At 52.1% G+C, this 13,142-nt stretch carries 16 protein-coding genes; all 16 read right to left on the bottom strand.

Annotation, left to right across the window (positions count from 1 at the left end; translation table 11 throughout):
- Position 1: 1 nt before the first annotated feature.
- Entirely contained in the window at positions 2-1,171 is a 1,170-nt protein-coding gene (gene aroC / locus NSU14_RS09335) for a chorismate synthase (RefSeq protein ID WP_340944349.1), read from the bottom strand.
- Positions 1,172-1,357: 186 nt separating this feature from the next.
- Positions 1,358-1,534 carry a hypothetical protein gene (locus NSU14_RS09330; protein ID WP_171716680.1) on the bottom strand — a complete coding sequence of 59 codons (177 nt, stop codon included), beginning with the start codon at positions 1,532-1,534 and terminating at the stop codon, positions 1,358-1,360.
- A gap of 108 nt (positions 1,535-1,642) precedes the next feature.
- On the bottom strand, positions 1,643-2,446 hold the full coding sequence (locus tag NSU14_RS09325; protein ID WP_039301821.1) for a CheR family methyltransferase: 804 nt from the start codon (positions 2,444-2,446) through the stop codon (positions 1,643-1,645).
- A gap of 27 nt (positions 2,447-2,473) precedes the next feature.
- Positions 2,474-2,917, bottom strand: coding sequence for a nucleoside-diphosphate kinase (gene ndk / locus NSU14_RS09320; protein ID WP_039301819.1), 444 nt, complete (start codon positions 2,915-2,917; stop codon positions 2,474-2,476).
- 136 nt (positions 2,918-3,053) lie between these two features.
- On the bottom strand, positions 3,054-4,022 hold the full coding sequence (locus NSU14_RS09315; RefSeq protein ID WP_039301818.1) for a polyprenyl synthetase family protein: 969 nt from the start codon (positions 4,020-4,022) through the stop codon (positions 3,054-3,056).
- On the bottom strand, positions 4,019-4,879 hold the full coding sequence (locus NSU14_RS09310; RefSeq protein WP_042138623.1) for a menaquinone biosynthetic enzyme MqnA/MqnD family protein: 861 nt from the start codon (positions 4,877-4,879) through the stop codon (positions 4,019-4,021). Before NSU14_RS09310 ends, NSU14_RS09315 begins: the two co-directional genes overlap by 4 nt.
- 3 nt (positions 4,880-4,882) lie before the next feature.
- On the bottom strand, positions 4,883-5,485 hold the full coding sequence (locus NSU14_RS09305; RefSeq protein WP_076243346.1) for a UbiX family flavin prenyltransferase: 603 nt from the start codon (positions 5,483-5,485) through the stop codon (positions 4,883-4,885).
- On the bottom strand, positions 5,482-6,357 hold the full coding sequence (locus NSU14_RS09300) for a UbiA-like polyprenyltransferase (protein ID WP_039301813.1): 876 nt from the start codon (positions 6,355-6,357) through the stop codon (positions 5,482-5,484). The genes NSU14_RS09305 and NSU14_RS09300 overlap by 4 nt, the downstream gene beginning before the upstream one ends.
- Positions 6,350-7,078, bottom strand: coding sequence for a demethylmenaquinone methyltransferase (locus NSU14_RS09295; RefSeq protein WP_039301884.1), 729 nt, complete (start codon positions 7,076-7,078; stop codon positions 6,350-6,352). Before NSU14_RS09295 ends, NSU14_RS09300 begins: the two co-directional genes overlap by 8 nt.
- 27 nt (positions 7,079-7,105) lie before the next feature.
- Positions 7,106-7,975, bottom strand: a complete 870-nt coding sequence (locus NSU14_RS09290; protein WP_336102613.1) for a heptaprenyl diphosphate synthase component 1 — start codon at positions 7,973-7,975, stop codon at positions 7,106-7,108.
- Positions 7,976-8,088: 113 nt separating this feature from the next.
- Positions 8,089-8,628 (bottom strand): hypothetical protein, encoded by a 540-nt coding sequence (locus NSU14_RS09285; protein ID WP_340944340.1) that lies wholly within the window; start codon positions 8,626-8,628, stop codon positions 8,089-8,091.
- Positions 8,629-8,735: 107 nt separating this feature from the next.
- Complete coding sequence (mtrB, locus tag NSU14_RS09280; RefSeq protein ID WP_042138627.1) at positions 8,736-8,984, bottom strand: trp RNA-binding attenuation protein MtrB; 249 nt, start codon at positions 8,982-8,984, stop codon at positions 8,736-8,738.
- Positions 8,985-9,094: 110 nt separating this feature from the next.
- Positions 9,095-9,367 (bottom strand): HU family DNA-binding protein, encoded by a 273-nt coding sequence (locus tag NSU14_RS09275; RefSeq protein WP_019909963.1) that lies wholly within the window; start codon positions 9,365-9,367, stop codon positions 9,095-9,097.
- 364 nt (positions 9,368-9,731) lie between these two features.
- The gene (spoIVA, locus tag NSU14_RS09270; RefSeq protein ID WP_039301803.1) at positions 9,732-11,210 is read right to left on the bottom strand and encodes a stage IV sporulation protein A; all 1,479 of its coding nucleotides are present in this window, start codon (positions 11,208-11,210) and stop codon (positions 9,732-9,734) included.
- 755 nt (positions 11,211-11,965) lie between these two features.
- Positions 11,966-12,718: a hypothetical protein gene (locus NSU14_RS09265; protein ID WP_445670007.1), complete on the bottom strand. Its 753-nt coding sequence runs from the start codon at positions 12,716-12,718 to the stop codon at positions 11,966-11,968.
- Positions 12,719-12,769: 51 nt separating this feature from the next.
- Positions 12,770-13,138: a 2Fe-2S iron-sulfur cluster-binding protein gene (locus NSU14_RS09260; RefSeq protein WP_042138629.1), complete on the bottom strand. Its 369-nt coding sequence runs from the start codon at positions 13,136-13,138 to the stop codon at positions 12,770-12,772.
- Positions 13,139-13,142 lie beyond the last annotated feature (4 nt).

The following is a 13,142-nucleotide window of genomic DNA, read 5'->3' as shown; positions in this document are numbered from 1 at the left end:
CTTAATAGCTCTCCAGCTGCGCCAGGTAATTATTATAGTTGGCTTGGATCTCTTCCATTGAATCGCCGCCGAATTTATCCAGGAAAGCCTTGGCAATCTCCCAGGCCACCACATTCTCCAGTACAACACAGGCTGCCGGAACCGCACAGGCATCCGAACGCTCCACCTGGGCAGTGAATGGTTCTTTCGTATCGATATCCACACTTTGCAGCGGCTTGTACAGGGTCGGAATCGGCTTCATTACTCCGCGGACCACCACCGGCATCCCGTTGGTCATACCGCCTTCAAATCCGCCCAGCCGGTTGCTCGCCCGGTAGTATCCCTGTGAGGCTTCATACATAATCTCGTCATGAACCTGAGAACCGCGCAGCTTACCGGCCTCGAAGCCGATGCCGATCTCCACGCCTTTGAAGGCATTAATCGACATAACAGCTCCGGCGATGGCTCCATCGAGCTTGCGGTCAGACTGCACATGACTGCCAAGGCCGATCGGCAGACCCTCGACAATACATTCCACAATCCCGCCGATGGAGTCGCCTTCTTCCTTGATCTTGTCTATGTAAGCCTCCATCTTCTGTTCCGTCTCTTTGTCGACGACTCTCACAGAGGACTCTTCGGTCTGCACGATCAACTCATCTACCGTGAGCTGGTTGGCAGGTGCTTCGATTTCACCGATGCGGATCACTTGTCCGGCAATCTTCACCCCGAATGCCGCCAGCAGCTGGCGGGCTACTGCGCCTACTGCAACCCGGGCAGCCGTTTCACGGGCGCTGGAGCGCTCAAGTACATTGCGCAGATCCGTAAGGTTATACTTCAAGCCGCCGTTCAGGTCGGCATGTCCGGGACGCGGACGGTTGACCCGGCGCTTCTCCTCATCACTGCCTGGAATCGGCTCGATGTTCATAATGTTCTTCCAGTGCGTCCAGTCCTTGTTCTCCACCACCAGGGCTACAGGGGCACCCGTTGTGGAACCGTGGCGCACGCCGCCTACAATCTCGGCGGTATCCTTCTCAATCTGCATCCGGCGTCCGCGGCCGTAGCCCTTCTGTCTCCGGTGCAGCTGGAAATTAAGCTCTTCGAAATCAAGTGTCAAATTGCTGGGCAATCCCTCAATAATGGCTGTAAGCTGGGGGCCGTGCGTTTCCCCCGCTGTTAAATAGCGTAAACTCATGCTGCGTTCCCCCTTCATACTTTTAGACTGTAAACCGCTAAAATGTTAAATGTCTTTGCTTATTATAGTATAGGCCATCGGCTTTGACAAGAAAGTGATCACCTTAAAGAGCCACTCTATTCCTAAACAAGAACAGCGCCGCTTCTGCTCTTTCGAGCAGAAACGGCGCTGCTGTGCATCCCCGCCCTAAGAGCCTGTCTCCAGCTGCCGGTCACCCGGTGCGGGAGGCAGGCTGCCGGTTCTGCCCTCCTCCGCTGCAAGCAGGCTCTGCAGCTGCAGCTCCTCAATCCCGAGAACCTGTCCGCATTCGCGGACTGTGAGGAAGCCGCGTCGATACGCGGCTATAACCTTGCTTTTGTCCATCTAATATAACGACCTTTCACTTGGCATACGGTTTCTACTCTTCAGTATCACTGAAAAGAAGTTAAAGTATACCTGTAGTGACAGGCCCTGCGGATAAGCAGCAGCTGCCTACTTCTTGCGGTAGAAGAAGGTTTCTGTAGATTCGAAGCCATACTGCGCAGGCGTGAAAATCTGTTCCGTGCTGCCCACGAACAGATAGCCGCCGGGACGCAGGCTGGCCGAGAATTTGTGATACAGCTTATTCTTGGCTTCTTCTGTGAAATAGATCATTACATTCCGGCAGATGATCAGGTCGAAGCCTTCATCAAACTTATCGAGCAGCAGATTCTGCTTGCGGAAATCGATACTTTTCTTCAGTCCTTCACTGACCTTGAACACGGGTCCCTCCGGAGTAAAATACCGGTCAGCCACATCTTTAGGGACATCTTTCAAGGATCGCTCCAGATATAACCCCTGCTTCGCTTTGGCCAAGGCCCCGTCATCAATATCCGTAGCCAGAATACCAGTCTGGGCCAGAATATTCTTGTCTGACAGGATCATCGCCAGTGTATACGGTTCTTCTCCGGTAGAACAGGCGGCACTCCACAGCTTCAGTCTGCGGCCGGAACGCTGAAGATCAGGCAGAATAACATCCCTTAATACTTCCCAGCGGTTCGGATTACGCCAGAATTCGGAGACATTAATGGTCATCCGGTCGAGAAATTCATAGAATAAAGCCTTGTCCTTCATCATTGCTGCATAAAAATCACTAAAAGAATTGTAACCGTTCTTCATGCGGAGCGTCGTAAGACGCCGCTTCATCTGCGCTTCCTTGTACTGGGCGAGATCAATTCCGGTGCTCTGTTTGACATTATGAATAAATCCGGTGTAATCCGGGTCTGGGGTTAATGCGGGTTCTTCACGTTCTGCCATAAATATTCTCCTGTCTTCCGCCGGACCTTACATCCAGACTGAGATGTCTTTGTTATACTGGGCCAGTTCAGACGGAGCAAAGAAATTGGCAATTTCACGTGCTGCGCTTTCCGGCGAGTCTGATCCGTGGATCAAATTAAGCGGGGTGTGGCTGGCATAGTCACCGCGGATCGTTCCCGGCAATGCCTCGCCCACTTTGGTTTTGCCGATCAGCAGACGCGACAACGTTACCACATCATCGCCTTCCCATACCATGGCAAACACAGGACCGGAGGTGATAAAGCCTACCAGTTCCGGGAAGAAATCTTTACCTTCATGCTCTGCGTAGTGCTTCTTGGCTTGTGCTTCCGTAATGGTAATCAGCTTCGCCGCAACCAGCTTGAATCCCTTATCCTCCAGGCGGGCGACAATACGCCCGATCAATCCGCGTTGTACACCGTCCGGTTTGATCATCAGATACGTTTGTTCCATAGAGTCACTCTCCATTTCCCTAATTCTTAATGAATGCTAGGTTGTCTATACGGGATTGCATAATAAGGTTGTTCATTTTCTGATATTATCAGAAACCTCGTCATCTGTGAACGCTTAATCTGCGGAAGCTGCCAGATTAATAAGCGCGTCCTGTGACAAAAAAGGCGATGTCGCGCAGATTACGTTTGGTCCGGTTGCCCGGGAGCTGCTCCAGCGCCTCAAGCGCCTTGGCGATGTAGCGGGAAGCCAGCTCCTCCGCACGGGCAATTCCGTCCCCGGAAAGGATCAGGTCGATTGCACGGCCAACCCCGCCATTCCCCCCGCGGATCAGTTCCAGCTCTTCCATCAGTCCTTCGCGCAGCCTTGAGTCCTGCAGGCTGTAAATCACCGGCAATGTAATGTTGCCCTGGCGCATATCGCTGCCCGGCGGCTTGCCGATTTGCTTCTCCGTTCCGGAAAGATCGAGCAGATCATCACGGATCTGAAACGCCATCCCCACGTTGTATCCGTAATTATAGAGCAGCCTTGCTGTCTCCGGCTCTGCTTCTGCAGCCAGGGCGCCGAGCTGACAGCTGACGGCTATCAGCAGTGCTGTCTTGCGGCGGATTCTCCGCAGGTAATGACGCACGCTCTGCCCGCTGTTGAAGAAATCACGAATCTGCTCCATCTCTCCGATCGACATCTCCACCATAGCTTTGGAGAGAATCTGATGAATCCGGGGATTCTTCAGTTCCGAAGTCATGACCAGTGCCTTGGCATAGATATAGTCGCCGGTATACATGGCGATCTTGTCGCCCCACTTCGCCTTGACGGTGGGCTCTCCACGCCGGAGTTCAGCATCGTCGATGACATCATCGTGGACAAGTGAAGCGCTATGTATCAGCTCCAGCGGAATCGCTACACGCTTCAGCTTGTCGAGGTCATACTGTCCGAATTTGCCGCCCATGAGGACAAATACCGGACGAAGGCGCTTGCCTCCCGCCTTGAGCAGGTGCAGCGAGGTTTCTGTCAGCAGGTCATCATCACCCTGGACACTGCGGTACAGTTCCTTTTCAATCTGATCCATATCTTTGTTCAGCAAGCCGAATATTTGCATTCGCTTCATTCTTTCACCCGTGTCAGCAGATTGTGGCTCCAAAGCTCCATCTTCACTTCCTGCGGCAGCAGGCCCATTTCATAGGCATAGCGGAAATAGAGGTTCAGACCTTCCTGCTGCCTTTCCCCAAAGTCGTAACATAAATTACGGAAGTAATCATTCCAATAGGATGCAGTACCTCCGATGGTGCAGCGGGCTTCATGTGTAATTGGCGCCAGCTCACGCAGGCCTCGTCTTTTGCTGACCGCAAAGGCTTCCGCTATCTCGGCAATCGCTTCCGGATTACGCAAAGCAGCCCTGCGGTTAACTGCCCAGACGGCAAAAGTCATGCTGAGTCCGGTCCATTCCTTCCATAGCTCACCCAGATCCGTTACGTAATATCCCTGATCCTGCCAGGATGCCCGGATGGCATGATCCCCGATCAGCAGACAGGCATCTGCCTGATCCATCATTTCGTTCAGATCAGGAGGGACACTGATGTATTCAGGGGTGGCACCTATAGCTTTGTCCATCAGAATTTTCAGCAGATTGACAGAAGTGGCCGATGTATTCGTTACGGCGATCCTGCCGCTGCCGATAGACTGCACCGGCATTCTTGAGAAGAGCAGGATCGATTTGACCGGCCCGTCAGCACTAACGGACAAATCCGGAAGCAGCAGAAGCCGGTCGCTGGCCGCTGCGTACGCGAAGGAGGATAATGCGCCTACATGTATGCTCCCGTCGGCCATGCCTTGATTGAGAATGGCGGGTACTTCACTCACCATCTCTGCCGGGAAGCTGAGAGAAGAAGGATGGAAATTATGAAATACCGGCCATGAGTTGGTGTAACTGATTTTACCGATAACGGTGTGCTCTGGATGTGTCATCCTTCATTCCCCCCATCTGCGAAATAAAGTATGTTCAATATTAAAGCTGTCCAGCACTTTGCCTACCATGAAATTAATCAGATCATCGATTGTTGCGGGTCCAAAATAAAACGCCGGCATCGCCGGGATAAGCTTGACTCCCATCCGGGACAGCTTCAGCATATTCTCCAGGTGAATCGCGTGCAGCGGTGTCTCCCGGGGAACAAGCACCAAGGGGCGCCCTTCCTTCAGCATGACATCTGCAGCCCGCGTCATCAGATTGTCAGAACTGCCCTGCGCTACAGCAGACAGTGTTCCCATCGAGCAAGGCATAATGATCATCCCTTCCGTCCGGAAGGAGCCGCTGGCAATCGAAGCACCAATATCTGCGATAGGGTGATACAGAAGAGAACCGGGATAGCTGCTGAACCGCCCGTCCAGAAACCCTTCCCGGTCTGAGGCCGTGAAGCCTAATTCTTCTTTGAAGACGCGCCAGCCAGCATTGCTAACCACCAGATGTACCGTGTAACCGAGCGAGAGCAGGGTTTCTGTCAGCCGGATGCCGTAGATCCCTCCGCTCGCGCCGGTAATGCCAACCACGAAATTTTTAGGCTTAAGCTCGGTCATTTGTAGAACTGCACCACCAGGTCAATCAGAGTAAAGGAAAAGACTACAATACTAAGCACCCCGTTCATTGTGAAAAACGCCGTCTGCAGTTTACTGAGGTCGCTCGGGGATACGATATAATGCTCATAAAATAAAATAATGTAGGCAATCAGCATACCTGCCACATACCACCAGCTCAATTCGGTAATAAAGAGCAGCGATACAAATCCGATTCCCGTAAGCAGATGAAACACCTTGGCAATAAGAAGCGCACGGGCAACTCCGAAGCGGACAGGAATAGAGTAAAGACCTTCCTTAAGGTCGAATTCCACATCCTGGCAGGAATAAATAATATCAAAACCCGCTGTCCAGAAGACGATAGTGAAATAGAATACCATGGAGGTCCAGTCTACAGTGCCCGTAACGGCAACCCAGCCTCCGAGCGGCGCAAGCGCGATCGTAAGACCGAGAATCAGGTGGCAAGCCCAGGTGAAGCGTTTCGTGAACGAATAGAACACCAGCAGGAAAACAGCAATCGGGAGCAGCTTCGCTGACAGCGGATTCAGCTTAAAAGCAGCCCAGAACAGCAAAAAGAACGAGAAGGCGATAAATAGCGATACTTCTCCAACCTTCAGCAGTCCTGCAGGAATCGCTCTCCCGGCTGTCCGGGGATTCTTCGCATCGCTGATCCGGTCGATCAGCCGGTTAAGCCCCATAGCCGCGCTGCGTGCACCGAACATGGCAATCACAACCCAGCCGATCTGGCTCCAGGAAGGCAGTTCACCAAACATTACGACCGATCCGAGCAAAGCGCCCATAAAAGCAAAGGGTAATGCAAAAACCGTATGTTCAAATTTAATCATTTGTAGAAAGATGCCGATTTTCTTAAACATTGCTGTTCTCCTTGAGCCCAATATGTAATGCCGCGATGCCGCCGGTCAAGGGGAAGGATTCCACTTTTTGCAAGCCGGTTTCACGGAAGATCACTGCCAGCTGCTCTCTGTCCGGGAACAGGGCGAGTGACTCGGGAAGCCACTTATATTGCTCATACCGCTTGGCAAAAAGCTTGCCGAGCAACGGAAGCACACGCTGGAAATAGAAAAAATAAATCCCCTTGAACGGCTGCTTCATCGGCTTCGAAAGCTCCAGGCATACCACCATACCGCCCGGCTTCACCACACGCTTCATTTCGTTCAGCACTTGAACGGGATCAGGCACATTGCGGAGTCCGAAGCCAATCGTCGCATAATCGAAGGAATTATCACCGAAGGGCAGATCCATCGCATTACCCTGAATCAGGGATATCCGGTCCTGGAGTCCGCGCCCCTCTACCTTGCGCTTGCCGACCTCCAGCATGCCTGCACTGAAATCCAGTCCCATGACACAGCCGGTCTCGCTGGCCTCAGCCAGGGCGATGCTCCAGTCGCAGGTCCCGCAGCACAGATCCACTGCCGAATCCCCGCGCTTCATGTTCATCTTGCGCATTGTAAACTTGCGCCACGCTTTGTGGCGGCGGAAGCTTAAGATATCATTCATCAAATCGTATTTGCCGGCAATGCTCTCAAATACGGAATGTACGAATTGTTCTTTCGGCTTGATGCCTTGGTCACCCATAACGGAAGTTTTATCTACAGTCATCCTCTAACCCTCCACGGCAGCTTGTCCGGAAATTTTCATTTGCAGAAGAAGGCGGTCCAGCGCAGCACTCAGCTCACTGATCAGTTCCTCGTCCTTGATACTCTGCAGCAAGCCCTGAATGGACTCAAGCGATGCATGCAGCTTGTCTGTCAGCAGGGCATCACATTTGCTTCTTAGCTTAAGCTTCTTCCAGTCCCGGATGTCCAGTTCCTGCTCTCCCAGCAGCTGGCGCTCCTCTTCCGTCGCCGACTCCAGCACCTTCCAGTAGCAGTAGCCTTCCAGAGCACTTACTGGGTCTGCGCCGCGGCGCAGCTCCTGCGTTACGGTTTCGCACTGGCTGAACTCCACCAGCAGCTTCTCCCAGCTATCCCGGAGCGGCTCCTCAATCATCGGTGTAAAAGAAAGAAACAGCCTCATATTGAGCTGTACCGTGTGCTTCAAATATTGTTCGGCTGTGAAAAGCAGCCCTTTCATCTTGCCGTAAAGATTAGCCTTCATCACATTAAAATCAGCGATAGCCGTACTTAGAATACCCACCATCTCAATTTGTTCGTGTTTGGCGAGCAGGTGATAGAACCAGCTGCTGAAGTAATCGCCGGCCAGCACCTTAAGCTGGCGGGAACGCATCATATCACCGCCGGGCTCATCATGATAACGGTCGATGCTCTCATGTGTGTCCAGCCCGAGCTGCACAAGCCCGGTCACCAGAGTGAACAGCTCTCCACTCTGGAATCCGGCACTCCGGCCGTGACCCAGAAAAATATATAACAAATGACCCCGCCCGTCTGAGAACGGCGGCAATTCCGTATGCCGCTGAATCATGTCGTAGTCGGTGTAGGGTTTAGCCAGTTGCGGTATGCGGTACGGTTTCATTTCAGCCTCCGAAGCCATTGACGTTTGACTATATCTTTGTTCACAATCTTGTCTATTATATCACATGTTTTTTGGTCACGCACGGTCGTGCATTCTAGTTTCTTTTACCCACTTCAGGGATAAATGAACTGTTTTTTCCACAGCTCGCTTTCACTAATGCGGAAGCCGTTCTTCAGCGAATCGGGCAGCGGGGAATTGCCGGCATTCTGCAGCTCATCCTGCAGCCGGTGAGACCATTCCTCCCGGCGGATGTCACCAGCCAGCAGCAGGCGGCGGGTATCCAGCCATTTATCCTCAGCCACCACTCGGAGCAGCAGCTGATTGACATTACCGGTCTCCTGAAAGGCAAAAGCAATCGCCAGCGCCATGTTCTGATACAGCTCCTGCGGTTCGTGGTCATTGCCGGTCACCTTAAGATCCAGGGTTAACACCAGGTCCTTCCAGCCTGCCTTGTCTATAACCAGGCTAAAGGGAATCTCCCCGAGCCTATCTACCAGATTGTCATCGCCCAGAACGGTGCTGTCCCGGCTTATAGTCTCCACTGTACCATAGGCGCCCTGGGGGACTGCCCCGAGACTGGCGAGCTGAGGCAGCAGCATGGTAGATGCCGCGGTCAGCAGCAAGACAGTTCCAATCAGCCAGCTACGGTTCATGACAAGCCCCCTTACTCAGAATTTCCGCTGCGCAGCAGGATTATACTGAACCGCAGACAGCCCTATATCTAGTTATATTTTGAAAAAAAGCAGGCTATGCCTGCTTCTCAGCTTTCACTCTCTAATTGTCCGTGTTTGCTCCAGATTTCAGCTTTGCCGCGGATTTTCATCGCTGAGGTATGATCTGTGAATTGGGCAATGAGGACTTCGCCTTTATCGAGCTTCTCCGTATGGTGAAAGCGGGTATCCAGGCCCCTTGTCAGTCCGATGACCTGAACTCCGTTCTCTTTGGCTTTGATTACGATATAATCGCTGCCTGATGGTGCAGGATTCACTTCATTGTGCTTCTCAGTCATTTGTGATCCTCCTTAAAGTATGGTATGCCTAAGCTTCTAAAAAACAAATGCCGCCTTGGAGGGCGGCATAGTTGTTATTCAAAGACTATGGGATAGATATGTAGAAATCTCTATTTGATTCCGTCTTTCAGCGCTTTACCGGGTTTGAATGCCGGTACCTTGCTCGAAGGAATTTCGATTTCTTCACCAGTCTGTGGGTTACGGCCTTTACGTGCGGAACGTTCGCGCACTTCAAAGTTTCCGAATCCAACCAGCTGTACTTTATCTCCGCTTTGCAGTGCACCTGTGATAGCTTCGAAAACGGCATCTACCGCTTTAGTAGCATCTTTCTTGGGAAGTTCAGTTGCTTCTGTAACTACGTTGATCAAATCTGATTTGTTCATGTTTTCTCACCTCCCTGGGCAAATTTCCGGTATCATACACTGTTTCCGTTTCAACGCAAAATATACGTGATAATCCCGTTTATTACTGGATACTGGCGCCTCTCTTCTAGAAGCGCAACAAACTTATAGTAATACAGCCCACCCATAATTTCAAGGCGTTACTCAAAAAAGGAGCAGAAAGTAGCATGTTTCCACATGTTTTCGGGGTTTCGCGCAGTCTATTACTACCATTTATTCCGTAAAATCGGAGTCTTCCCTGGGAGATTCCCCCTTTTGCCCGCCGGTAAGCTATCTTCGAAATCTAAAAATCAGCAGCAAAAAAGAGCGGAAATTCTTCCGCTCTTATCGCTAGGCCTGCTTACATTTAGAGAATTATGGCAATCAGTCCGCCTGAACCTTCGTTAATAATCCGGCCCAGCGTTTCCTGCAGCTTATAGCGGGCATTATCCGGCATCATGGCAATCTTGCCCTGGATGCCCTCACGGACGATGGAATGCAGGGAACGGCCGAAGATATCCGATTCCCAGATCTTGATCGGGTCATTCTCAAAGTCCTGCATCAGGTAACGCACCAGCTCTTCACTCTGCTTCTCTGTGCCGATAATCGGCGAGAATTCAGATTCGACATCGACCCGGATCATATGGATCGAAGGTGCTGTAGCCTTCAGCCGGACCCCGAAGCGGGAGCCCTGACGGATCAGCTCAGGCTCATCCAGAGCCATCTCAGCCAGGGATGGGGCTGCGATACCATAACCTGTAGTTTTGACCATCTCCAGAGCTTCCGAGAAGCGGTCATACTCACGTTTGGCATGGGAGAAGTCCTGCATCAGCTGGAGCAGATGGTCTTTGCCGCGGATCTCCACGCCGACCACCTCCATGAGAACCTGGTCATACAGCTCTTCAGGAGCGTATAGATCGATCTCCGCTACCCCCTGGCCCATGTTCATGCCGCTGAGGCCAGCCCTGTCGATGAAATCATATTCTGTAAACTGGGAGACGAGCCGGTCCACATCCCGCAGGCGGCGGATATCCTTCACCGTATCGCGGACAGAATTCTCATAGCTGCTGCGCAGCCAGTGATTCTCGCCCAGCACCATAACCCAGCTTGGCAGATTGACATTAACTTCATGTACCGGGAATTCATACAGCACTTCACGGAGTACCCCGGTCACATCATCTTCCGTCATATTGGCGGCGCTGAGTGTCATTACCGGAATATCATATTTGAGTGCGAGCTCGTTGCGCAGCTGCTGTGCTTCCTCACTGCGCGGCCGGGTGGAGTTGATTACAAGCACAAACGGCTTGCCAACCTCCTTCAGCTCAGCGATGACGCGCTCTTCGGAATCCACATACGAGTTCCGGGGAATTTCAGCAATCGTACCGTCGGTTGTCACTACCACACCGAGTGTGGAATGCTCCTGAATCACTTTGCGTGTACCGATCTCAGCCGCTTCCTGGAACGGAATCGGTTCCTCAAACCACGGTGTTGAGATCATACGCGGACCATTCTCATCCTCGTAGCCTTTGGCACCTTCTACCGCATAACCCACACAATCGACCAGTCGGACATTGACTTCCAGACCCTCCGCCACCTTGATCTGCACCGCGTTATTCGGTACAAATTTGGGCTCAGTGGTCATAATTGTTTTGCCCGCCGCACTTTGCGGCAGTTCATCCACTGCTCTTACCCGGTCCGCTTCACTTGTGATGTTCGGAAGAACAATCGTTTCCATGAACCGTTTGATGAATGTCGATTTCCCCGTGCGAACCGCGCCGACGACGCCGAGATAAATGTCTCCGCCGGTACGCTCGGCAATGTCCTTGAAAATATCCACTTTTTCCAAAAGAGATCCCCTCCTCATATTACTCCGAAGAAAAAATGCCTGAAGAGCATCGACTTCGCGTTCCGCCGGCAAACTGACCCTTGCAGGACAACCACCGGACTAAGCTTTGCCCGCCCGAAGCCTAGCTACTGCCTGAGGCGGAACATGTTGCCCCGCGCTAAACTCCGAATGCTCGGACATGCATTTGGACTAGTATCATCATATGTATCCAGAACGGATTTATGACCCTCGTCCGTGCATTTTGCAGTTGAAATTTTGTATGCCCGCTCTAGCACGCCAATGCGTCACGACGCCCGGAAGTCTTCTCATCAATCCTATGAAGCCGGGTTTTCGCCTAGAACCACTATATGGTTTGACTCAGGTATTTTGTTTTGAGTGCACGCTCTAACTGTATTTTGTGCAACTAAAGCGGTCGATTAGCATGCCACTAGAGCTTTAATTGTATTTTCTACATCTAAAAATCCCCATAACGCGATAAAAGGGCTTTCCGCTAATTTTAGTTGTACAGAATACAGTTAATCTGAAAAATCCGTTTTTTCACCGTCTTTTAACTGCACGAAATACAACTAAACATCGTGCACTCCAAACTATTTACGCCTTGATCCACCAGGTTGCCGCTGCGGACTGCCAAAATAATCAGGAAATCCGTGGACAACTGCCGGGGGAGCGAATCTAAATGCGGTACTTACACTGAATAAATTCTGTACAAATACAAAAAAGCACCGAAATTATAATCCGGTGCTGATCTAAAGCTTCTATTCCGTCGGAGCCTGCGGAACCGGCTGGCCGTCAACCCACAAATAAGGCAATGACTTAACGGGCACGTAATACGACGCCTGCTCCAGCTCCAGACGCAAGTCGCGGTCTGCCTCAGGCGCCCCGCCATTCTTATCTATAGCTGAGCTGATATCCGCACCGTAATCGGCATATACCGTACCGTCCTTGTCCATAAGGAACTGCAGGGCCTGGCCGGAATACACACTGTTCAGCTTAATAGACGCTGTTCCCGCCTTCTTGGCATCAATTGCAGAGAGGCCCGGATACACTTCTTTTTCCGCCGGCAGTTCTCCACCATGTGCGGACTTGTAGAGGTTAACCTTGCGCTGTACATCGTTAACCTTCTGCACGGTCACCAGGTCCATCAGCTTCACCTGAGGATCACTTTCTTCGTCCAGAATCAGAAAATACGCGCTGCCGCCCTTCTCAAAAGCCGCTGCCGGTATTTCATCCAGGTACCCTGCCTGCTGCAGTTTATTCAGATCGACCACGAATTTCTCATATCTTGGCGTTGCTTCATCGCTGGTCTTAATCGGAAGCAGGCCTTCCTGCTCCTGATAGACATCTACCGCTGCCTGCACCCGCTTCACACTCTCGCGGTACCCGCTGCCGGGCTGCCGCTGCTCAGAATCCCCGGGATACATGCAGCCGCCAAGTGACCATAGCAGCAGGGCAACCCAAGGCAGCAGGGCTGCTCTTCTCAGTGATTGCCGGCGTTTCACCTGATACATGGAGTTGATAAATACGCCCCCTTTCTCTGGTTATCTGCTAAGCCTTCCCAGTCACCATAAGTCCTCTGCTTCTCCACGGCGCGCAGCTTCCAGTCTGCGGCGTACGGCCGCCTTAAGCGGGTCCTCGGGAATGTGCACGCTCACATCCTCCCAGACAGCGGCCTGGCAGGCCAGACGGACGCCTTGATCCAGCAGGCTGCCCAGCTTGCGTCTCTCGGCATCTGAAGGAGGTCTCAGCGCTGCTGACTCTCCGGGATCTACTGACACTTTGCACATCAGGCATCCGGCTTTACCGCCGCAGCGGGTGGGCAGAACGATTCCGGCTCTGTGTACCGCCTCAAGCAGCGATACTCCATGTGGCACGGAGACACGCCGGGTGTCGGGCAGGAAAGTGACATTTATTTTTTTATGAGATGCCATGATG

This window comes from Paenibacillus sp. FSL R10-2771 (assembly GCF_038000205.1).
GTDB classification, from domain to species: Bacteria; Bacillota; Bacilli; order Paenibacillales; family Paenibacillaceae; genus Paenibacillus_AQ; species Paenibacillus_AQ phytohabitans.
Note: the sequence above shows the minus strand (reverse complement) of the source record. Positions and strands in the feature narration are given on the sequence as shown.

What these genes read in the sequence shown, in the direction of transcription:
- aroC (WP_340944349.1), bottom strand. Translation starts at nt 1,171, where the DNA reads ATGAGTTTACGCTATTTAACAGCGGGGGAAACGCACGGCCCCCAGCTT.
- NSU14_RS09330 (WP_171716680.1), bottom strand. Translation starts at nt 1,534, where the DNA reads ATGGACAAAAGCAAGGTTATAGCCGCGTATCGACGCGGCTTCCTCACA.
- NSU14_RS09325 (WP_039301821.1), bottom strand. Translation starts at nt 2,446, where the DNA reads ATGGCAGAACGTGAAGAACCCGCATTAACCCCAGACCCGGATTACACC.
- ndk (WP_039301819.1), bottom strand. Translation starts at nt 2,917, where the DNA reads ATGGAACAAACGTATCTGATGATCAAACCGGACGGTGTACAACGCGGA.
- NSU14_RS09315 (WP_039301818.1), bottom strand. Translation starts at nt 4,022, where the DNA reads ATGAAGCGAATGCAAATATTCGGCTTGCTGAACAAAGATATGGATCAG.
- NSU14_RS09310 (WP_042138623.1), bottom strand. Translation starts at nt 4,879, where the DNA reads ATGACACATCCAGAGCACACCGTTATCGGTAAAATCAGTTACACCAAC.
- NSU14_RS09305 (WP_076243346.1), bottom strand. Translation starts at nt 5,485, where the DNA reads ATGACCGAGCTTAAGCCTAAAAATTTCGTGGTTGGCATTACCGGCGCG.
- NSU14_RS09300 (WP_039301813.1), bottom strand. Translation starts at nt 6,357, where the DNA reads ATGTTTAAGAAAATCGGCATCTTTCTACAAATGATTAAATTTGAACAT.
- NSU14_RS09295 (WP_039301884.1), bottom strand. Translation starts at nt 7,078, where the DNA reads ATGGGTGACCAAGGCATCAAGCCGAAAGAACAATTCGTACATTCCGTA.
- NSU14_RS09290 (WP_336102613.1), bottom strand. Translation starts at nt 7,975, where the DNA reads ATGAAACCGTACCGCATACCGCAACTGGCTAAACCCTACACCGACTAC.
- NSU14_RS09285 (WP_340944340.1), bottom strand. Translation starts at nt 8,628, where the DNA reads ATGAACCGTAGCTGGCTGATTGGAACTGTCTTGCTGCTGACCGCGGCA.
- mtrB (WP_042138627.1), bottom strand. Translation starts at nt 8,984, where the DNA reads ATGACTGAGAAGCACAATGAAGTGAATCCTGCACCATCAGGCAGCGAT.
- NSU14_RS09275 (WP_019909963.1), bottom strand. Translation starts at nt 9,367, where the DNA reads ATGAACAAATCAGATTTGATCAACGTAGTTACAGAAGCAACTGAACTT.
- NSU14_RS09265 (WP_445670007.1), bottom strand. Translation starts at nt 12,718, where the DNA reads ATGTATCAGGTGAAACGCCGGCAATCACTGAGAAGAGCAGCCCTGCTG.
- NSU14_RS09260 (WP_042138629.1), bottom strand. Translation starts at nt 13,138, where the DNA reads ATGGCATCTCATAAAAAAATAAATGTCACTTTCCTGCCCGACACCCGG.